Source organism: Dyadobacter sp. BHUBP1 (assembly GCF_050587785.1).
GTDB lineage: Bacteria > Bacteroidota > Bacteroidia > Cytophagales > Spirosomataceae > Dyadobacter.
Genome location: NZ_JBOBIH010000008.1, coordinates 1 through 22,657 on the forward strand (window position 1 = coordinate 1; position 22,657 = coordinate 22,657).

General features: G+C 46.3%; 17 protein-coding genes and 1 tRNA gene. 13 read left to right on the forward strand and 5 right to left on the reverse strand.

Going from position 1 to position 22,657, the window contains the following annotated elements; all coding sequences use genetic code 11:
* The 9 genes from ACQ4MZ_RS25160 to ACQ4MZ_RS25200 all read left to right on the forward strand — a co-directional run.
* A partial coding sequence (locus ACQ4MZ_RS25160; protein ID WP_430849779.1) for a hypothetical protein occupies positions 1-205 on the forward strand: 205 nt, incomplete at its 5' end.
* Positions 206-705: 500 nt separating this feature from the next.
* Positions 706-6,657, forward strand: coding sequence for an FG-GAP-like repeat-containing protein (locus tag ACQ4MZ_RS25165; protein ID WP_430849781.1), 5,952 nt, complete (start codon positions 706-708; stop codon positions 6,655-6,657).
* Positions 6,658-6,669: 12 nt separating this feature from the next.
* Positions 6,670-7,080, forward strand: coding sequence for a hypothetical protein (locus tag ACQ4MZ_RS25170; protein ID WP_430849783.1), 411 nt, complete (start codon positions 6,670-6,672; stop codon positions 7,078-7,080).
* Positions 7,077-7,487 carry a hypothetical protein gene (locus ACQ4MZ_RS25175; protein WP_430849785.1) on the forward strand — a complete coding sequence of 137 codons (411 nt, stop codon included), beginning with the start codon at positions 7,077-7,079 and terminating at the stop codon, positions 7,485-7,487. Before ACQ4MZ_RS25170 ends, ACQ4MZ_RS25175 begins: the two co-directional genes overlap by 4 nt.
* Positions 7,488-8,858: 1,371 nt before the next feature.
* Positions 8,859-9,287, forward strand: a complete 429-nt coding sequence (locus tag ACQ4MZ_RS25180; RefSeq protein WP_430849787.1) for a hypothetical protein — start codon at positions 8,859-8,861, stop codon at positions 9,285-9,287.
* A 74-nt stretch (positions 9,288-9,361) separates the two neighbouring features.
* On the forward strand, positions 9,362-9,955 hold the full coding sequence (locus ACQ4MZ_RS25185) for a DUF5034 domain-containing protein (RefSeq protein WP_430849789.1): 594 nt from the start codon (positions 9,362-9,364) through the stop codon (positions 9,953-9,955).
* Between the two features lies 1 nt (position 9,956).
* Complete coding sequence (locus ACQ4MZ_RS25190) at positions 9,957-10,517, forward strand: hypothetical protein (protein ID WP_430849791.1); 561 nt, start codon at positions 9,957-9,959, stop codon at positions 10,515-10,517.
* A gap of 72 nt (positions 10,518-10,589) precedes the next feature.
* Positions 10,590-11,147: a hypothetical protein gene (locus ACQ4MZ_RS25195; RefSeq protein ID WP_430849793.1), complete on the forward strand. Its 558-nt coding sequence runs from the start codon at positions 10,590-10,592 to the stop codon at positions 11,145-11,147.
* Positions 11,148-11,193: 46 nt separating this feature from the next.
* Positions 11,194-12,018: a dockerin type I domain-containing protein gene (locus tag ACQ4MZ_RS25200; protein WP_430849795.1), complete on the forward strand. Its 825-nt coding sequence runs from the start codon at positions 11,194-11,196 to the stop codon at positions 12,016-12,018.
* A gap of 499 nt (positions 12,019-12,517) precedes the next feature.
* Here the strand turns inward: ACQ4MZ_RS25200 and ACQ4MZ_RS25205 are convergent, their stop codons facing one another.
* The 5 genes from ACQ4MZ_RS25205 to ACQ4MZ_RS25225 form a co-directional block, all read right to left on the reverse strand.
* Positions 12,518-13,600, reverse strand: coding sequence for a hypothetical protein (locus ACQ4MZ_RS25205; RefSeq protein WP_430849797.1), 1,083 nt, complete (start codon positions 13,598-13,600; stop codon positions 12,518-12,520).
* Positions 13,601-13,890: 290 nt separating this feature from the next.
* Positions 13,891-13,964 (reverse strand) — tRNA-Asn (locus ACQ4MZ_RS25210).
* Positions 13,965-14,049: 85 nt separating this feature from the next.
* The gene (locus ACQ4MZ_RS25215) at positions 14,050-14,331 is read right to left on the reverse strand and encodes a hypothetical protein (RefSeq protein WP_090381752.1); all 282 of its coding nucleotides are present in this window, start codon (positions 14,329-14,331) and stop codon (positions 14,050-14,052) included.
* Between the two features lie 27 nt (positions 14,332-14,358).
* The gene (rsmG, locus tag ACQ4MZ_RS25220; protein WP_430849799.1) at positions 14,359-14,979 is read right to left on the reverse strand and encodes a 16S rRNA (guanine(527)-N(7))-methyltransferase RsmG; all 621 of its coding nucleotides are present in this window, start codon (positions 14,977-14,979) and stop codon (positions 14,359-14,361) included.
* Positions 14,970-16,100, reverse strand: a complete 1,131-nt coding sequence (locus ACQ4MZ_RS25225; protein WP_430849801.1) for a glycosyltransferase — start codon at positions 16,098-16,100, stop codon at positions 14,970-14,972. The genes rsmG and ACQ4MZ_RS25225 overlap by 10 nt, the downstream gene beginning before the upstream one ends.
* Before the next feature lie 111 nt (positions 16,101-16,211).
* Between ACQ4MZ_RS25225 and tgt the strand changes: the two genes are divergently transcribed.
* The 4 genes from tgt to ACQ4MZ_RS25245 all read left to right on the forward strand — a co-directional run bounded on the left by tgt (position 16,212) and on the right by ACQ4MZ_RS25245 (position 22,657).
* The gene (tgt, locus tag ACQ4MZ_RS25230; protein ID WP_430849803.1) at positions 16,212-17,345 is read left to right on the forward strand and encodes a tRNA guanosine(34) transglycosylase Tgt; all 1,134 of its coding nucleotides are present in this window, start codon (positions 16,212-16,214) and stop codon (positions 17,343-17,345) included.
* A 227-nt stretch (positions 17,346-17,572) separates the two neighbouring features.
* Entirely contained in the window at positions 17,573-19,030 is a 1,458-nt protein-coding gene (locus ACQ4MZ_RS25235) for an OmpA family protein (protein WP_430849805.1), read from the forward strand.
* A 112-nt stretch (positions 19,031-19,142) separates the two neighbouring features.
* Positions 19,143-20,249 (forward strand): UDP-galactopyranose mutase, encoded by a 1,107-nt coding sequence (glf, locus tag ACQ4MZ_RS25240; protein ID WP_430849807.1) that lies wholly within the window; start codon positions 19,143-19,145, stop codon positions 20,247-20,249.
* A 149-nt stretch (positions 20,250-20,398) separates the two neighbouring features.
* A complete protein-coding gene (locus ACQ4MZ_RS25245; RefSeq protein ID WP_430849809.1) occupies positions 20,399-22,657 on the forward strand; it encodes a GumC family protein in 2,259 nt (752 codons plus the stop codon).

Consider the following 22,657-nt stretch of genomic DNA (forward strand, 5'->3'; position numbering starts at 1 on the left):
CACTTCCGAAAAAGTAGACCGAATGTTTCTAACGAACCTATCTTCTTGCTCTCTTCATCATGTCAAAGAACGTCGCTCCGGGACTCCCGAAACTCGTGGCCCTGATCGTTTTCAGTGCCGTTATTCCCGATTGGGAGTGCAAAAGTGGCAGCTTCTTTTCTTAAATGCAAGTGGTGGTAGGAAAAAATTTTTAAACTTTTTTTGATATTTACCTTAACTCACTGATAAACAAATTCATCTGCTCAGAAAAAAATTGAAAACTTTCGCAACATCATCCGAGAGTAACATTTGGTATTGCATTATCTGGTAAAGAGAAGCCCACGACTTATGAATGAAGTCTGGCCGGTTATCAAAAGGAAGAAATATAGATAAGTATCTCAAAACCAATAGCTTGAATTTCCGATAAATAAATAGGCTATACATTCTACAATTTACCCAAATTAAAATATATAGGTTTGCCGAGGTTGTAACACAGCGTATCGCTAATTCTTACAACCATACCTACTCAGCTTCCATCACTCTTCATTCAATTACCCCGACGGGTGCCAAAAGCACCAAATCCAGCCATTAACCCGCACCGGGTGGCTCCATATACATCTATATCAATCCGTATTTCATGCTCGGAAGGAGCAGCGGCAGCGCTGTGCCCGTTTCGCTCGCGACCAGAGATTTCATTCACCACTATTCAAATTAAACGCTTTGAGTATGACCAGACCCTACATTCCCGATGCACAACTAGCAGCGAGATTAAATCATGTTCACACGTTGTTTTGGCTCCTGACTATTTTCACACGTTTGAATTTATCCGCCCAAAACGTCGTGTATCAAACCCTCTATACAGGTGCGACGTTCGATGGCCGGGCAATTAACCAAGGTCTGCCGGTTGGAAGCATAGCAGGCAGTGGCAGCACAGTCTCGGGAGGCGCAAGCTATTCGATAGCGATCGTGGTACCTCCCGGGACAAATGGCATCAGCCCTACAGTTTCGGTTAATTACCATTCAATGGCAGGAAATGGTGTTCTTGGACAAGGCTGGGAGATCGGCGGATTGTCAAAAATCACACGATGTACACGGAACATGTATTTTGACAATGAAACGAACCCGGTCGTCATGACGAATAGCGACAGGTTTGTCCTGGATGGCGCCAGGTTGATAGCCAAAGTTGGCAATTATGGCGAACCGAATACAACCTATGGAACTGAAAGTGAGAACTTCGCCACTATCACTTCCAAAAGCGCGCAGGGGAATGGCCCTGAATGGTTTGAAGTAACAACCAAAGACGGGGTGAAAATGGAATATGGGAACACCCCGGATTCCAGGCTTACCGGCCAGTTTGCAACGGTACTTACCTGGGCACTCTCACGCATTCTGTATCCCGACGGTAATTATATCACCTTCAAATACAACACCAACGCCAGTTTCGCATTGCTCATCGATGAAATCAACTATACGGGCAATGCAGCGCAAGGCTTAATTCCTTATAACCAAGTCAAATTCGATTACAAAATTCGCACTGTCGATGAAAACGCTGGTTTTGAAAACGACACAAAGATCGAAAGCAAGTATTTGCTGGATAAAGTCACCACAAAAGCCGAGGGATCGACCGTAAGAAGTTACCAGTTCAATTATGGACACGATAATATCAATTCCTATTTAAAAGAGGTCATTGAGGCGGGAACCGGTGGCACACAGCTCAATGCCACCATTTTTAAATACGGTGACCCGCCCGCCGATTTCAGCACCGTTACCACAGATGGATATGATTACCCTTCGTCAACGACCATCACAGGAGATTTCAATGCCGACGGTTTGACCGATTTTCTGGAAGCAAGCCTTATTCAGAATCCTGCCGTATACAGAATGATCGTCTACGCCAAGTATCCCCCCTACAATGCTAAACCGAACGATTTTTATGCAGTCAATGTGACGGACGCGCCCGTTACCTATTCGGTGGTAAAGAAGCAAAGCATTCCTAATTCGTTCGATTTTCTCGCATATGATTTCACCGGTGATGGGGCCGATGATGTTTTGATGACCAACATTGCCGGCTCGGGCCTGAATCGCACTTTAACCAGTCTCCGCATTTATCGTACAGTTCAGAATTACGATTGGCAAACCAATGCACAACCTGAGATCCAGTTCGATCCGCTGACAATATCCCCGTACACCGGCTACTCAAAAATCCACCCGAGCGGACACTTCATATTTCCTGGTGATTACGACGGAGACGGCATTCAGGACATATTGACTATGCTGGGAAGCAATGCAGTCAATTACAATTGCCATTTGTATAACGGAAAGATCCAGCCCGATTTCGGATCGATTGTTATTTCAGGCGTATTCGCATTGGCCGTGAGCGACTGGCCGACCGCCGACAAAGTACATATTGTCGATTTCAATGGAGATGGCAAGAGTGACATTATGTTGATCAAAGGTTCGAATTGTGAAGTTTTTACATTCGATGGCTGGACCGCGCGCCGAATCCATTACTCAACCAATTATCTTACCAAAGACCATCTTAGCTATTTCGGCGATTTCAATGGCGACGGCAAAACGGACATTCTTACCAAATTAACCACGTCCGGCACATGGAAAGTGGTGATTTCTAATGGCATTGGTTTCTACGAATCACCCTTCACATTCAACACAACTCCCGACACCGATCCATTCACGGGCGATCAGCTGGGCATTGCCGATATCAATGGGGACGGCAAATCGGACATTTACCATGGGTGGCAAACAGCGGCACCTTCGAATTTCGATGTCTACTACGGCAAGGGCTATTCGAGTGCCGGGGTTAATTTTTATCGTATAAATAGCAGTTACGCAGTGAATCTGGGCGCCCCGCCTCCCATGATCGGCGACTTCAACGGCGACCATCGGGCCGATGTTATCAACTTCAAGAATATTTTCAATCCAATGGATGTCTTCTATTTCAAAAAAGAAGGCAGGGAGAATCTGATTGAAAAAGTCAAGAACGGCTACAATCATGTTACGGAATGGGCTTACAAAAAGCTGACGGATGAAAACGGGTTCCATATCCGGGGAAACCTTACGGCTTACCCTTTTAATGCGGTCCAACCACCACTTTATGCTGTCTCCGATTTCAAACTGCAGAACGGCGTTGGTGGCTACAATACAATTCAATACACCTACGAGGCAACCAAGTTACACCGCGGGGGAAAGGGGTTTCTGGGATTTGGCAAAATAACGGCCAATGACCTGGCTACGGGTATTAAAACTGTCGCTGAAAATGAATTCAACACTACCTACTTCACAACCATTCCCTATCGGACCTCTATCTATCTCGCATCGACAAGTACCCTGCTGAGCCAGACAACCAACACCAACGTATTTATTTCTCCATCTGCCAAGCGCTTCTGGGTACAAACTACCAATATCCTTGAAAACAAGGCGTTGGAGGGCAGGACTACAACCACGGTAAATGTGTATGACAATTTCGGCAACGTTACGCAAAGTACGGTCAACAACGGGGTCGAGACTGCGGTAACCAATACCGCTTACGGTGCCTATCCGGCCGGGATACTGAATAAGCCGACATCGGTGACGGTTTCCAACACCCGGTCCGGCCAGCCTGCGCACACTGTTGCAACCAGTTTGGGATATAACGCCATTGGGCAACTTACTTCGAAAACCGATTTCAATGGGTTAGCCAAAAATGTGGTTACCACCTACGAGTACTTTCCGCTGGGGAATCTGAAAAAGACGACCGTTACGCCAAATGGCCCGGGCGCTTCGGCTCCACGTAATACGTCCTCTGTATACGATCCGAAAGGCCGCTATGCCGAATCCAGCATCAACGAGCTCGGCCAGACTTCCAGCGCTACCTATGACCCCAGATGGGGCAAGCCGCTGACTTCGACGGGCGTCGACGGGCTGGTTACTACTTACCAATATGATGTGTTCGGGAGACCTACGGTTACCGCGCCACCGGCACCGGTTGCATATAATATCACACAAAGCTACGGCTGGGACCTGGCGGGCGGGGCGGTATGGTACAGCCTGGTCTCAAATCCTGGCAAGCCTAATGTCAAAATATGGTACGATCTGTTGGGCCGCGAGATCAAAAAGGAAACCGAGGGCTTCGGCAACCAGCCGATCACACAGGTCCAGGCGTATGATGCAAAGGGTAATATTATTTCGAATACCCAGCCATACAAAGCAGGCGAAACCTATATCACTACCACTACCCAATACGACCAATACAACAGACCTAATAACATCAATAGCGGCGCGTTGGGTACCAAAACAATCAGTTATTCCTATGCCAGCGGGGAACTTACCACTACCACGGTTACCCCGACAGGTACGACCTCGCAGAAGACGGACGCCAGTGGGAAGGTAATCAGTGCAACCGACGATGGCGGAACGTTGGTATACACCTATTTCAGCCATGGCGGGATCAAGGATGTCAAAAATGGCGCTATTACGCTTGCCAGCAATCAATATGACGCTTACGGCCGTCAGACCCACCTGACCGACGCCAATGCCGGCACGACGCAATATGATTATAACTCGCTGGGCGAACTGGTGAGCCAAACAAATGCCAACGGGGCAACCTACACATTGACCTACGACGTTGCCGGAAGGATCGTCAGCAGAGCAAAAGCAGGAGAACCGGCAACAACTTACCAGTACCGGGCTTCCGGGAACGGGGTCAACCAGATAGAAAAAGTGACTGGCTTTGCAGGTAACCTGGAAGAATATACTTACGATGCCTATGGGCGAATGCTGACGATTAAAGAAACCGTCGACGGCAGTCCGTATATAACCACCTATACTTACAATAATTACGGGGATATTGCCTCTGTTCTGTACCCTTCCGGATTTGGCACCAACCATGCCTATGACAGCAACGGCTATCCGACGACCGTCAAAAATACCAATAGCTCGGTAACCCTTTACACCAATACCGGCATGAACGGGCTGGGGCAAAATACTGCCTACACGCTGGGCAATGGCAAATCATCGGTTATCAACTACGACTATGGCATTCCGAAGCTATTTTCCACAACCGGCGTCCAAAACCTGGAACTGACCTGGGATTACCCGAAAGGCAACCTCACCAAGCGCAAGGATTACATCAAAAACAAGGAAGAAAGCTTTACTTACGACAACCTTAGCCGCCTGCTTACGGCTACGGTGACAGGCAAGCCCGCACAGACGGTCACCTATGAACCTTCGGGCAACATTACCTCGAAAACCGATGCCGGACAGCAGTTCAGTTACCATCCCGCGAAACTCAATGCGCTCACGGGCATCATAGCGCCCACCACCGCACTGCCGCAACTCACCCAGGACATTACCTACACGTCCTTCAACCAGCCCGATAAGATTACCGAAAACGGTTCAGGTCAGCCTTACGAGCTCACCTACACCTACGACGCCGGTTACCAGCGCATCAAAGGCGTTATGAAAAAGAACGGCGTATTGATCAACACGCATTACTATTTTGGCAATTACGAAAAGGACATCACGCCCGGAGTCGCCGACAAGCACCTGCATTACATACACACACCCGCAGGCCTTTCCGCCCTCGTCATCCGCGAGAACGGCGCCGACCAATATTACTACACCTACACCGACCACCTGGGCTCGCTGCTCACACTAACCGCCCTCAACGGCACCGTCATCCTCGACCAGAACTTTGACGCCTGGGGCCGGTTACGCCACCCGGCCAACTGGGATTACGTCAATGTGCCGGCTCCGACCAGCTACCTCTATCGTGGATTTACCGGACATGAGCATTTGACGAATTTTAATTTGATCAATATGAATGGGCGGATGTATGACCCGGTGGTCGGGAGGGTGTTGAGTGCGGACAATTTTGTTCAGAATGCTTATTCGACGCAGGGTTATAACAGGTATAGCTATGTGATGAACAATCCGTTGAGGTATACGGATCCGAGTGGGCAATTCTATGGAACGATAATGACTTTCACGGGTGATCTGTTCGAAACAGCATTCCTGCACGGGGGCTTAGATCCAACAAGCAAAAAAGCGAGAAATAATGCATGGCGAAACTTCGACCCAACCGCACCGGGAACCCGGACAAATAATGCCTGGAAAATTGACATGGGTGTTTTCAAGACCGACCCCAAGCTCGGTTTCTGGGGAAGAGCCGGTACGTTACTCTCCCGGTTTACCTGGGAAGCTCCGCAGACCACGTTGGGGAATCTTTATGCTCACTCTAGAAATGGCACCCGTCAAGTTGACAACGTGGAATATTGGCATGGAGCTACGCTAGTCAATTCAAACGGGGAACGGAAATGGGGATTGACTCTTGGGCCTTACATTAATGCAGAGGATATGAAAATTGGCGACGATATGTTTCGTCACGAATATGGCCACACCCTTCAAAGCAAGTTGCATGGTCCATTATACATCACCCATGTAGGCGTTCCAAGCTTTATTGGAGCAACACTTAATAGACTTGACTGGCATAATCATGACGACGAATGGGCCGAAATTCAGGCTAATAAAATGTCATACAAATACCTAATGAAACGCGAACCACAAACTCTTAATGAAAACAATAGCGGTAACGCTTGGAACAATGAGTATAAACGCTCCTATGTGATAGACTGGTATTTCTTTCTATTTCCACCATCATATCTCTCACTTCTCAACTTTTAAACCTCCCACACTATGAGACGATCATGCATTATCTTCATTATTGCTATTTCAACATTCGCCTGCACAGATTCATGTGAAAATCCTCTGGGGCTTCCGGTGGCTTATGATTTGGATATTTATAATAATAGCAACAGCTTAATTTTTTATCAAATCAGCAAAGTCTATCCAGATACATCCATTCGCGACTCGCTTATGACAGGTGGGATTGCGCCATTCACAAGCAAATCGTACGAATCGCATAAAACCTGGCCGAAATTTTTCGAGTCCCTGCCAGCTGATACGCTCAGTATCTTTTTCTTTTCTCCTGATACCATCCATAAATATGGCTGGAAGCAGGTACAAAGCAAGTATCTGATATTGAAACGGAAAGACATAAGTTTGAAAGATTTGGAAGATAACGACCATATAATTACGTACCCATGAAACGTAAGCTACTCTCTTTACTCTTCCTTACCATATCTACCGCAAGCACCTGCCATCGCGAGGGTCCGAACTGTCACCATAACATTATTTTTAAAAACAGTTCAAGTGACGCTATAATTTATGCACTTAAAGGGAGCAATGGCAGTGGTCTCTGCTCTATGGTGTTCTATTCCTACGCGGCCCCTAATGAAGAAGTTGTTTTGGACTTACCAAGATACTGTTGGGAGCAAGAATTAGGAAACGGAAAAACTGCTGAAATGTACGTAATTGATCCAAGAAAATTCAATTCAGGTAACGGCTTCTATGATTGTGATTCAATAGTTATCAAAAATGAGGTGTTGATGCATTACCCGCTCACTCTGGACGATTTAAAGAGAAACAATTTTACTATAACCTACGAAAACTGAACGTTAAACTACATTCATGAAATTTACACTATTCTTATTACTATTATCGACCATACTTTCTTTGGCAAATAGTTGTCATCGCGAAGGTCCATCACAAGAAGGTAATCAAGGAGACAACCTGCTGTTATATTGTTGAATGTTGGCCAAAAGGCACGATGGTTCTCGGCGGCGGAATGAAAGCTGTTGTCTGCAACAAAACTGCAAAATAGTGAACTACGTCTCATATCAATAGATCCTCATTAATCAATTCAATCAACTCTCCTATGAAACACACTATCCTCGATCTATCATCAAACAAAGTCTATCTCCGATGCTCCCGGTCCGGTGAAGTGATAATGCCAGAAAGCCTACCGATCAGTCAACTGCTAGTGGATAATTTCAAATGTTGGGCACAGAGATATGAAGAAATAAATCAAAGCGGGTGTGATAATTATTCCATTATAGATTTCCTAGAAAAAGAAGGCATAAAATTCATGCTAAATATAAAGAAAGAGGTCCCCCACATCAATCTAGTATTTCAATCGGACACGTTAACAATTGAGCTTTTTGGCGATCCTGCATTTGACATACTAGAATAAACAACTAATCAAACTAAAAGATACTATGTTACAATCATTTGGCAAACAAGACATTATCCACACTATGAAGTATCTACTGTGCTTGGCCTTTCTCACACTAGTTCATGGACATTATTCATACGGCCAAAATCAATCTCCAACTCTCGGTTCTACTTGTAATAGCAATCAGGCAGAATATAGCGTTGTTTCTATTGACCAAAGGAACAATACCGAACTGCTTGGTTACCTACCTGTCAAAGGATACACTGGTCTAGCAGAAGTTAAGTTTAATGGCTCTCTTGTCGACAGTATCGGAAATTTTCTCTCGAAGCAATCCATCCATGCCAGCAAATCCGGTGTGCTTATCCTGGGAAATTTCTTTCTGAACGGTAGTTCCAATCCTACAAAGCCGATACTTTCGATGTGGGTCCGATTTCTATTATGATCGTCCAAGATTTTTCTATGAACAACCAAATGCCTTTTCGCCAAATTATTTTCCTGGCGGTGGGAGAATCGGAACGACAGGAGCAGGCGATCTGGCAATTCGAATAGGAGATCCTAAACAGATATATATAATTCCAATTTATCGATTCAAAATCAACTATAAAAAAGGAAGTTCGATCCCTCTTGGTCTCGTCAAATAGCCAGTGTATTTCCGATTGGACATCCATCGTGTCATTTTGATCATCGGTTTTGTAAATCGAACATAAAATACCTGAACTTGGTCAAATCATACTCTCGCCTCCGTTGCGTATAAAGTGAATTCCATTTTCCGAAAATTTATAACTATTAATATAACTATACCACCATCATCATGAAAATTATATTACCCTTCGCGCTAACGGTTCTTTTGTCCCTTTCAAGCTTAGCTCAGGCTCCTGCCGATTCAATGGCGAACGTGCAAAATCCACAACTGTACACATTAAAACAACCGGAAGATTTGAACATTAAAGGCCAGATCGACGCAGCCCGGCATTATAAACGATATAAAGGTGCGGCCACTGGCACATTGTTAACCAGTCTCCTTTCACCGGTAATCGGTCTTATTCCCGCCATCTTATGCTCTTCTACTAATCCTAAAATTGAAAACCTGGGATATCCTAATGAAGAATTATTCAGGCAAGCCGCATACTATAAGGCATACACTAAAAAGGCAAAGAAAATAAAACAGCGAAAGGTTTGGTCAAATTGGGGAATTGGCCTGGGGGTAAATCTGGTGCTGGTCCTGGTATTGGCTAATTGATAGGCGACAAGTCGTAACATGCTTCAATGGCTATAATTCTTACATAATCCACGACCAATCTCTTAATTCAAACCATGAAAAAGAAAATCGCGCTTATCTTACTAATTCCATTTATCACGCAATTGATCGTTGCCTGCTGCGACTGTCCTGATCCTCACAAATATCAGTACAAGTTTGAGTACCTATCAGCGTTTAACCTTGATAATTCCAGCACAAATTCGGTTATTTCGGAAAGTCCCATCCCGAGAAACGCCTATGGAATCAAACTTCAACTAGGCTTGCGTGAATTGTCCATCGACCGTAATCACTTCTCCCTTTTCAGCCAAGCCAATGCTATGTGTTGCTTGTGCGGCGCTGATACAACAATAACCCCACGGGATACAATAACGTCTTTAAAGATTACGACAATAAACAGATTCGACGATAACCATCCGAAAAGCAGTGATGTAACGGCATTATTTAAGGTATTGAGGCATGGACACTATGTTGGCATCGATAGCATCATTGCACATCCTGATATCTATTTCAAAAGGACTGAGACCGAATTTATGGAACTGTACCTTTTTACACCGCCGAAACAAGCAGGAGAATATAGTTTCACAGTTGACCTGGCACTTTCAAATGATACCCACCTGATAGCCAACACAAAGCCTATTAACTTAAAATAACATGAACAAGTTACTGGTCTTACTCGTACTTCTACTGGTTCGGGAGAACTCTCTGTTCGCCCAGTCGGAATTCAAGCCTGTCCGATTTTTCTATCGACCTTCGATTGGAATTGTGTTCCCCACCCGCTTGTTTCCAACCAACGATATCCCCGGTAATTTGATAGGAACCCAATTTCAGAACATATACTGCCAACCTCTGTCTATCGGTTTTTTCTATCGGAATATCGGTATCGAAGGACAGGTGACATTATCCCCCGCCGGGAATCCGCAGAACAGGCATGATCAATTTGTTAAAGACATTAACCTAAAATATGGAAATAAGTATTACGCGAACATATATTCCAGTGCTATGAATGATAATTTGAATAGCACTTCTGACCCGATAGCCCGAGGAAGTTTGGGACCGGCCTATAAAGTAGAGCAAAATCGATTAATCTTTGTTGGGCGTATAATGTTAGGCGTCGTTTCCATCATCACTAATTGGGGCCGTGTTCGGTTAAAAGAGAAGGGAACGAACGAGTTACTGAATATCAACTGGGATAGCCAATATGCAACCAAATGATGTCAGCCTAGGGCTGGGCATCATGGTAATATTCAAATAGATTATAATCCTGTTTAACAAACATCCAACAAAATGAAAAACACACTGACACTCATTATGCTCTTTCTCATTACCAGCGCCCAAATCTGCTCTTCGCAAGGCGATCCAAAAGTAGTCAGCCAGGAATACGAATCCTGCTGCGGCACCCAGCCCGTCGAATTCTCTTACGAAAAGAAGCGGATCTACGTTCCGAACGTATTCACTCCTAATAAAGATGGGGTGAATGACTATTTCTTCCCGGTCGTGAATGATGTCGTTACGGATGTGTGGGGCTTTGCCGTATACAGTATTGAGGGAGACACGATGCTCTATCAAAAGCCCTATTTCAATTCCAAAATGCCTGTGCAGGAATATGGCTGGGATGGATTAAGGCCCGACGGTTCGCGGTATAAGGGGGCGTTCCGGTACAAAATGCGGGTAGACGATATGCAGGCGAACAAGCACATCGTCGAGGGCCGTGCATGCGCTATCATATGCGGAAGCGGGTCGGAAGTATTTCAAATAAAAAGCGGGTGCTTCTTTCCCGTTCAAGCTGGGAAGGATGGCACATTGGATAAATCGATAGCCAGCGGCGAAAAAGACTGCTTTTGAATCAATATACGAGTATATCACACTATAAATTTCCAAATCACATTGTATGAACACACACCTTACCAAAGCTGTGCTTTTGGCCGTCCTGGCGGCCTTACCGGGCATGATTAATGCACAGATTAAATTTACGTATGACAATGCCGGCAACCGGATCAAAAGGGAGCTAAATAGTAGCCTTGTGCAACTCGATGCCAAAGTCCTTCTCCGAGGCGCGTACCGTCCCGGGCAGGCGAATATGGCCAGCGATTTGCAAACCTATTTCAGTGCGAATTCAGGCTTGTTACCTGCCACGGACCCGTATGGAGGAAATGTGGTCTACAATAACATCGGTAACCCGGCGGGAGTAGCCGGTTCGGTGGTAGATTGGATAAAGGTTGAAATTCGCGATGCTGCTAGCCCGGCGGTAAAACTTCAATCGAAAAGCTTGCTGCTGAAACCCAATGGAAGTATCGTCGACATAGACGGGACGCTTCCGAAATTCGTCGGGCAAAGTTCTGCGGTACGGATTGCGGTTTTCCATCGGAATCATGTTGCGATTTTGAGTAACGCAATTGCTTCTTTCAACTCAGGGACAGTCATTTATGACTTTACAACAGCCCTCAACAAGGCCAGCCAGCTGCCCGGCGATCCTGCCCAAATGGGCCTCTTCAATGGGAAATGGTACTTGTGGGCAGGGGATGTAAATGGTGACGGGGTCGTCGATGCCTCTGACATGTCGATCGCTAATAATGATTTTCTGAAAGGCACCTATGACCAGTACCTTTTTACCGACGTAAACCTGGATGGCGGTGTGGATGCCACAGACGGGAGTATTATGAATAACGCATTTATGAATGGCTACTATTCGACACTAGTCAATTACCTGCCCTAAAACCATACATATAACACTATTCAGACTATTCCGTCTTTTATAAAACGGTTATCAAGCTTCGAATTTTCGAGGGTGGGCCCTAATGGCAGTTTTCGTACTTAAATTTTGTGATTTGGGTTGTCTTATAGAAATCCGCTCCAGTTTTCATAGTGGAGGTCGCTGGCAAGCCGTTGGGATGATAGGTCCAAACATTTGACGTGATGAGAGGCGGGTCATTTCGACGAAGAACTGTATTTTCGATCACGTTGTTTGGTAGCCCAGCCCTTCGAACGAGCCCTCGCTGGTCATACTCTTCAATCCATTCCGCCGTCAATCGCCTGACCAGATCCGGATCGAAGAACAAATAAACGTCTCATACTTCCCCTCGGTAACCTGTCCCGGAGCACATAGTCCAAGCTTGACGTCAACTCGCCGTTTATCCTGAATAAAGCTGGTAAGATTATTGGGAAATAACTTCAAATTGTCGGCATGCTGGACGTCGCGCTCATGTAATAGGCGCCTATGGTTGCGATACGAAAATCGAGGAACTGACATTAGATATTTTTCCATCCGATAAATCAGATTGTTTACCATCCCTCCAGTAAACGGCAGTTCCTCCCCCGCCGTTAGCCGTACCGACACTGAGTGATCCCGGTCGATATAAACCGCCGCAGCATGTTGTTGCTAAATTGGAGATCGTATTTCCCGCTATGTAGGCAACATTGTTGTGAATAGTTAAATCTGACGCTGCGGCAGAACCAGATATTTCAACACTAACGCCGTTCTTCCAGTAGGCAGCCTTACCGTTGTCTGAATTACCTGCTATCATCACCTCATTTCCTGAGACATAAACTGACGTCGCTTGCGAGCCCTTATCCCAGCCGTCTAATGGAATCTCAACACCGTTTTTCCAATATTTCGCCTTAGTGAAACTAGGCGAGTACGGATCAGGCCGGATATATTCAATTCCTACGACATGTACGTCGTTGCCCGATACAGCAATGCTCGTTGCTAGTGTTGTACTTGTACCATCCGAGAGAGTGATTGGAGTTCCGTTTTTCCAATACCTCGCAGCCAGATAGCCGCCCTGAGGTACATTTCCGGCCACATAAACATCATTTCCGGAAACATCGATCCCCCAGGCTTCTCCTCCAATTCCTCCCTCTAACAATACGGGAATTCCGTTTTTCCAATAAGCAGCATGGGAATGACTTGCCGTATCACCGGGAACCAAAGCCGCACCCGTCAGATAAACATCAGGGCCTTCCGTCTTAACATCGAACAATATATGGGGTGCCCTATTATTCTCAAAAGCAACCTCTAATCCATTCTTCCAATAAATGCCTGCCCCTCTAAAATTGCCAACAACGTGTACATCACCTGCGGCAACTGCAATTCCAGTTGCCTCTACCGAAGTAGAAGAAGTCAAAAGCACAACTTCTTTGCCATTTTTCCAATACTTAGCGCTATAAATACCATCCTTTGCAGAATTACCAGCAATGTATACGTCAGGTTCACTGGGAATAGGATGGTCTTGAAGATTACATGAGACTAAGACAAAACTTAAAGCAAGGAGGAAAGGAAATGTAGTTATTTTAGTCATTCACTGAATCAGATAGTTTTAAAAAGTATTACTAAATCCTCGCGGATGTACATCATTATGGCACCCTTAGGACGCTTCTTAGCTCAGAACCCCTCCGACCGATTTCTTCTCTTCCAAATAAACATGACACCGTTCTTCCCACTTATCTACATGAGTCAGCGTGCAGTTCTCAATTATAAAATCCGGCAAGATTAACTCAATAAATGGCAGGGAACTCTCAAAAATAGACCAGGTTGATTAAAAAAGAAAAAAGCACCTAACAATTTCTTGCTAAGTGCTTCATTTTCAAGCTCCCGAAGCTGGGCTCGAACCAGCGACCCTCTGATTAACAGTCAGATGCTCTAACCGGCTGAGCTATTCGGGAATCATTATCCGGTTGTTGTACTCGAATTGTGGTGCAAATCTAGCAATTCAAGTTATACGGCGCAAGTGTCGGCTTTAAAAAATTATTACGCCTGAACCTTCGCGAGGATTAACTCCTTGACTTTCTTGGCATCTCCCTTCGTAAAATTATTGATAATTATTTCGGGACGCATGCGCGGGATGACCCTGATCGTCGAAAAAAACATGCCGCTGTCAATCTCTACGCCGGAGATATCTGAGTAAAACACGAAATTATCGTTACTTCTGAAAAGTTTTCTGACTTTGAAGGTTACCCCCTTCTCTCCGAACGTAATTTCGTCCGGAAAAAATGGGTTCATGAGCCCGCTGGCGCTGAATCGCTCGTTCATATTGTGGATAGGTTATTAAATGAATGCTTACAAAGGTACGTATACGACTTTCTTAGTTTCAAAGAATTCCTCCCCGAAAAAGTCGGAAAGCGCGTAAACCTGCGGCCTTTCTTTGATTTCCGAGAGCTCTTCGGCGAGGTCGCCGCCTTTGAGATATAAAATTCCGTTCCTACGGTCGTGAAAGGAATTGCGGCTGATGTTCTTTTTCACCCAACCCACAAAAGGCGCCATACGCGTCACGGCGCGGCTTACCACGAATTCGTAACTGTCGTCGAGCTTTTCGGCGCGCACCTGGTCCGCGCGTACGTTGTCGAGCTTCAATGCGTTGACGACTTCCTGTACCACTCGGATCTTCTTGCCGATGCTATCGACGAGGTGAAACTGCGCTTCGGGAAACATAATAGCCAGCGGAACGCCGGGGAAGCCGCCGCCTGTGCCTACATCGAGAATAGCCGTGCCCGGACGGAACTCCTGCACTTTGGCAATACCCAGCGAATGCAGCACGTGACGTTCGTATAGTGTGTCGATGTCCTGCCGCGAAATCACATTTACTCGGGCGTTCCAATATTCGTACAACTCGCCCATTTGCCCGAACTTGTCGCGTTGATCAGCGGTGAGATTCGGGAAATATCTATCAATCAATTCCATGATTTACGGGGTTTTCTGCTCGTCATGGTCAAAAACCCGAAAACGAGATAATAAACAAAAAGTGCAAAGTCCATCAGTAAAAAGCTGAACCATTCCACGGTTTTATCCAGCTTTACATTAATCGTGATAAGCAGGAACCACTGGATAGCCCATCTTACTCCAAAAACGATACCGAGGTATTCCAGCAACAGCATATCCTTCGTGATCAGCCCCCAGGCCAGCGTCAGCAATCCAAGCATCCAGGTAGCAATGTGCGCACCTGAAAGCATTCCGAGCAATATCTTGTTCCGGGGTTTGTAGAACCGGCTAACGGAAATATGCCGACGCTTCTGGCGGAACCAGTCTTTCCAGTTGGTTTTAGGAATGGAATAGACAAACGAGTCCTCTTCGATGGAAATCGTGGTGTTCGAGCTGGTTGCTACTTCGTTCAGGAAAATATCATCATCCCCCCCGAATACATGTTTGTGCGTGTAAAAGCCCTTGTTGGCAAAAAATACGGAGCGCTTATATAATATGTTACGGCCGACGCCCATGTACGTCATTCCAGCCAGCGTAAAAGACAGGTATTGAACGGCCGCATAGAAGGTTTCACACCTAATAAACCAATTGAGCAAGCCCTTCTGTTTGAAATAAGGAGAAAAACCCAGAACAATATCCTTGTTTTCGGTTACCCGGGAGGTCATGGCGGTTATCCAGTGGTTTGAAGCTGGTCGGCAATCGGCATCGGTCATGAGGGCGATCGGATATTTGGCCTGTTTCATTCCGACAGTCAACGCGTATTTCTTCGGCGTGACGTGATCAAACTGGTCGTTGATGCGGATATAACGGATGTTCTTCCAGCGGTTGATATTCTCCCGGATATACTCTTCACTCCCGTCGTCGGACCGGTCGTCGAGCAGGATCACCTCGTATTCGGGATACTCCTGCGCGTCCAGCAGCGGGATGAGCTCTGTCAGGTTCTCTCTTTCATTCCAGGCGCACACCAATACGGTTACTCCGGGCATGGCGTTGCCATAATTAGCGCCCTTTCCGTAAAATGCCAGCCGTGTAAAAAAGAAAAGATAATAGAATAACTGAACAGCTACGAACGCTCCCAGCGCATAGAGTAAAGAATCGGCCACAACAGAAGAGAGATGTAAAATTTTACCATATTCATGCAAATATACTGTCATTGACAGGAATGTTCGAGACGTTCCCCCTATTTTTGCACACCAGCAATTTAAAACCTTTTAATGAAGTTTACATTACAAGTTGAGGATCCCCATTCGAAAGCCAGGGCCGGATTGATCGAGACGGATCATGGGGTAATTCAGACGCCCATCTTCATGCCTGTGGGTACCGCAGGAACTGTGAAGGCGGTTCACCAACGTGAACTCAAGGAGGATGTCAAGGCACAAATCATATTAGGAAACACCTATCACCTATATCTCCGCCCCGGACTTGACATTCTCGAGAAAGCCGGCGGATTGCATGCATTCAACGGCTGGGACCGGCCGATATTAACCGATAGCGGCGGTTACCAGGTTTATTCGCTGGCTGGAACAGGTCGCAAAATAAACGAAGAGGGTGTGGTATTTAAGTCACACATTGACGGTGGGGTACACACCTTCACACCCGAAAATGTAATGGACATCCAGCGTACGATCGGCGCAGACATTATTATGGCGTTTGACGAGTGCACTCCTTACCCCTGCGATTTCGGGTACGCACGAAAGTCTATGGAGATGACCCACCGCTGGCTCACGCGCTGCTGCAACCGGTTCGACAATACCGAACCGCGCTATGGCCACAGCCAGACATTATTCCCAATCGTCCAGGGAAGTGTTTATAAAGATCTGCGGAAACAATCCGCAGAATTTATTGCATCAGCGGGCCGCGAGGGCAATGCAATTGGCGGTCTTTCGGTAGGAGAGCCGGCGGAGATCATGTACGAACTTACGGAGGTAGTTTGTGATATTCTGCCAAAAGATAAACCACGCTACCTCATGGGCGTAGGCACGCCTGCAAACATCCTCGAATGCATTTCGCTGGGCGTGGACATGTTCGATTGCGTCATGCCGACCCGGAACGCACGCAATGGCATGATTTTTACAACGGAAGGAATTATTAACATTCGCAACGAAAAGTGGAAGGATGACTTGTCACCGATCGACGGAGCTCTTGGCGGGTACGTTAGTACATTTTACAGTAAGGCTTATCTGAGGCATCTTGTAAAATCCGGCGAAATGCTGGGAGCGCAGATCGCTAGCATCCATAACCTGACGTTCTATTTGTGGCTGGTTAACAGTGCGAGAGAGAAAATTATCGACGGAACTTTCGCTTCCTGGAAGCGGGAAATGGAAAAAAAATTGAATCAACGGCTTTGAAAGTTCAAAAAAGGAGGTTTCTTTCGGGTAAAATTTGAATTAAATATCAGGAAACTTTTCCATTTGTATCAACTTGCGGTTGATTAAGTGATATTGTTAACCTATTTTTGTGCGCACTAGGCATTTGGTTAATGTTACGATTAGCCGTGAAAACAATATATAACTTTACTCATAAAATTGGATATAGATCAATCCTAGTTAATCTTAATAACGCTAACTTGAATAGTATGAAAAAAGTATCCCAGTTGATTGGTTCGTTTGCCTTGGGAGCAATGATGGCGCTGCCTTCATTCGCACAGCCACTGGTGCAACCGAATTCTCCGGATTACAATCCAAAAGCGACGTACGATGGCCCCTACAAATTGAACACCTGGTCAATTTCCGCACACTTTGGCCCGACGCTCTTTTTTGGCGATTTAAGAGAATATGACTTCTGGCCTGTTACCAAAACCAACTCTGACAGCCACAAGGAATCCGGAACTTTTCAAGGAGGCCTCACACTGAACAAACAACTTTCTTACCTGTTCGGCGCTCGCCTGGACGCATCTCTGGGTAACCTGAGAGGTATGAAACGTCGTAGTTATAACCGTTACTTCGAAGGCAATTACTTTGATGTTTCGCTTTCCGGAACGGTGAACCTGAAAGGGCTTCTGATGGGTCCTAACAAAATGAAGCGCTGGAAAATCGATGCGTATGCAGGTATCGGTCAGGTGTTTTACGATGCTACGGCATACGACCTGGCAGGTGGTGTAGAACTTCGTAAAACAGGCAAAATGAACGACTGGATCGTTCCAACCGGCTTGAACATCAACTACGAAGTAACTCCAAGAATCGACATCGGTCTTGACTTCCGTTTGACTCACACCAACTCTGACTACCTCGACGCTACTTACGGTGGCGACTACGACAGAACTCAAAACAAGGTAGAGATTAAAGATCAGGTAAAAACTTCCCACAAAGGAAATTCTGAACTTGACAGCTACGGATACGGTGCGATCCAGGTAACTTATAAATTGGGTAAAAAGCCTTTGAAAGTCCAGAAAGTGGATGGCAAATGGGATTACAAACCAGAAGAAGGCGGTTACTACCACCTGCGTTACACAGATCCACGTGTACTGGTTAAGCCTCCGAAAATCCTTACACTCGAAGAAATGGACTCCGTTGCAAAAGCAAACCGTCCAAAAGATATCGACCCACGTTTGTTGCTTGATACCGACGGTGACGGTGTATCCGACTTCTTCGATAAAGAGCCAAACTCACCGGCAGGAAGCATTGTTGACGGTGCTGGTCGCGTGCTAGACTTCGATTCTTACGTGAAAAACGCATTGGCAACAGGCGCAGCTTGCTCCGAGATCTTTGCTAACGTAACATTCGATACCGACAAAAACGTATTGAAACCTGAATTCCAGGAATTGCTGAAAAACGTAGCAGCGTTGATGAACAAAAACGGATGCCGCTTGCAGCTGGCTGGTCACACCGACCGTCGTGCATCTGACCGTTACAACATCGCGCTTTCAAAACGCCGCGTAGATGCAGTGAAAAACTTCCTGATCAACGAAGCTGGTCTGCAAGACCCAAGCAAAGTGATCGTAGACTACTTCGGATCATTCAAACCTATCGCCGACAGCGCAACCCGCGCAGGTTTGCAGAAAAACCGTCGCGTAGAATTGAAACTTCTTCCCTAATAGTTGAAGGAAACGACTTAAAGAGAAAGGCTCCCGTCGGGAGCCTTTCTCTTTTTAATATATTCACACGCCAAATCAATTAGCCACATCATAACAACGCAACAGGGAATTAATGAAACAATATGATTATCTGGTAGTAGGAGCAGGTTTGTGGGGATCGGTATTTGCCCATGAGGCAACCAAACGCGGAAAGAAATGTCTGGTAATCGACCGCCGCGACCATATCGGCGGCAATGTGTATTGCGAGAATGTCGAAGGCATTAATGTGCATAAGTACGGCGCCCATATATTTCACACCAACGACAAGGACATCTGGGACTACGTAAATTCCTTCGTGGAATTCAACCGGTATACCAATTCTCCGGTAGCCAATTTCAACGGTGAACTCTACAACCTTCCGTTCAACATGAACACTTTCTACCAGCTATGGAAGGTGCGTACACCGGAGGAAGCGAAGGAGAAGATCCGTCAGCAGGTGGAAGAGGCCGGTATAAAAGACCCTCAAAACCTGGAAGAGCAGGCGATCTCGCTGGTCGGGACGGACATTTACGAAAAGCTGATCAAAGCTTACACCGAGAAACAGTGGGGAAGAAAAGCGACCGAACTTCCAGCGTTCATTATCAAACGGCTCCCCGTACGGTTTACATTCGACAACAACTATTTTAACGACCGCTACCAGGGTATCCCGATCGGCGGTTACAATAAGCTCACCGAAGGACTGTTAAAAGGCGTCGACGTTCGCCTCGGTGTGGATTTCTTTAAAGAAAGAGAAGCCTTAACTGCCCTCGCAGAAACCGTCGTTTACACCGGTCCTATCGACGAGTATTTCGATTTCCGTTTCGGCCAGCTCGAATACCGCAGCCTTCGTTTTGAAAACCAACTACTGGATCAAGACAATTATCAGGGAAATGCAGTGGTGAACTATACAGATGGTGAAACGCCCTTCACCCGTATTATCGAACATAAGCACTTTGAATTCGGCACACAGCCTAAGACTGTGATTACCCACGAGTACCCACAGGAATGGGTGAAGGGCGCCGAGCCCTATTACCCAGTAAACGACGATAAGAACACGGCGGTATTCAATCAATATAAGGCCCTGGCAGCCGAAGAGCCAAACGTCATTTTTGGTGGAAGGCTTGCCGAATACCGGTACTACGATATGCACCAGGTAGTAGCGTCAGCGCTAAAAAAAGTGAAGGTACACTTCGATTCCTGAAAAATATTTTCACTAACAAAAACCTGTTTCAAGCCTCTGAAACAGGTTTTTTTGTTTTCTCAGGAAAATTCTAAAAAATTTTTTGTAGAAGTCGCGTTACCAAAATTACAAGCCAGCGTCTAAATGCTATCACCTAAAACGTGCAGGCAATGTTGGCATCCACAATTCAAATTGCAGATTTCGCAGCATTTCAGGATTGGGCGGACCACCCACTCTGGAAGGCGATCCGATTCCGTTGGTACTGGTTCCTCATTTCACCGACGCTGTCCGTACTCGTCGGATTAACTTTCCTGCGATACAAAACGCCGCATTATACTATCACCGCGTCCTTATTAGTCCAGGACGACTCTCGAGGCAGTGATTTTCATGAAACTGCCCTATTGGAAGAACTCGGGTTACCCACCGCTACCAGCAGTGTGGAAAACGAAATTGAAATACTCAAAAGCCGGACCCTGCTGAACCAAGTTATCGCGGACCTGCACTTAACCACTCAATATTTCGCTTCCGGTCATCTCAAAACAACCGAATTGTACGAGAAAACACCTTACAGAATCAGGTTTATCAAATTTCGCCCGTCAAAACCAGAAACCTATTACCTCAACCGACAAGCTGGCAACACATTTACGCTTCAAACGCCTGACAGTAGTTACAAAGGATATTTTGGCAGGAAGTTAGAACTCCCGCACGGAACCGCGGTCGTCGATATCACCGGCTTCAAACCCGCTTCGGAGTATCGATATTCTTTCAAAATATTAGGAACCGAAGCGGTACTCGATCATTATTCCCGCGTTTTGAGCGTTCAGGCGCCCAACAAAACGGCTAGTCTGGTAAATCTGACAGTGCAGGACGTCTTACCTGTGAAAGGTGAAGCCATTTTGAAGCAACTCATTGCACGGTACCAAAAGGCAAGTATCGGGGACAAGAACAAGGTAGCCGATAATACCATTGCCTTCATTAATACCAACCTCGCTCACGTGTCACACGAACTGACCCAAGTCGAAACAGACATCGAACGCTTTCGCAAACGTCACAGGGTTATCGATATAGCGGAAGATAGCCGCCAGGCGCTTCAAACAGCCGCTGTTAACGCAACGGAGGAAAAAGAGCTGGCTATCCGCTTGAAAATCGTTCAATTGCTGGAAACACATTTGCGCGAAAAGCCGGCTGTCGCCATTCCTTCCGCATTGTACCCACAAGAAAGCAACTTCGAGGCATTAGCAGGACAATACAATGAGATGCAGCTGGCAAGGATCAGGTCGCTTGCCACACTGGCACCGGAGCATCCTCAGTTGAGATCGCTCGAAAGGCAAATAGATGTCTTGAGAAGCTACCTATTCAACGCAATTCAGCATCAAATGCAGGAACTCACATTGAGCGCTGCTGCTATCCGCAAATATGCTCAAAATTCGGAGGCCGGGATATACCAACTACCTGGCCGCCAACGCGCATTTCTCTCACAATCGCGCGAGCAGGGTATTCAGCAAGAACTGTATTTGTTCCTCCTCAAAAAACGCATGGAAACGGCGATCTCCCGCTCGGCAAACATTGCTAATGCAAGGATTATCGATCCCCCAAAGGCCAGCCGGCTTCCCGCCTATCCTAACCGCCAGTTGACCATTCTTGTAGCAGTGTTCGCAGGCATCCTGGCGCCTGCCGGCATACTGTATACCAGGCAAATCTTCAATAACAAGATCACTTCGCAGGAGGATATTCTACGGCAATGCGATGTGACGATACTCGGGGAAATCAGCCATCAAAGCCGGGCTACTTTGCTAAAAATAGAGGGCAATCGCAGTCTTGTCAGGGAGCAGTTCCGTTCCTTACGTACAAATATCCAGTTTGTGGCAGGCGCAAAGCAACATAAGGTACTATTGCTGACCTCCGCCATGGCCAACGAAGGAAAATCGTTCGTTGCCATGCACCTCGCGCATTCGCTCGCACTCACAGGCAAGAAGGTACTCCTCGTCGATTTCGACCTAAGAAAACCGTCCCTGGCTATTCTGTTAAACTTACAACCCGAAGGCGTTGCAGAATGTATCGCATTGGGAGACGAGCCGCTCATTCAACGAAACGCGCCCGGAGCACCTTTTGACTTCCTCGCAGCCGGGCAGCAACATCCGGGAACGGGCGAAATAATGCTATCGCCCAAAATCGCCGACCTTATTTCAACATTTAAAATCACCTATGATTATGTACTGTTGGATAGCCCGCCTGTCGGCCTGGTAGCCGATGCCCGTCTCCTCGGCGCACATGCCGATATGACATTATACATCGTCCGGCAGCATTTCACCTTCATTCGTCAACTCGCTGAAATACAAAGGACTCGTAATCAGTCGCTTCTACCTGATGTACATATCGTTCTTAATGGCGCCCGCAGCTTGCCTCCATATCAATACAATTACTATTAA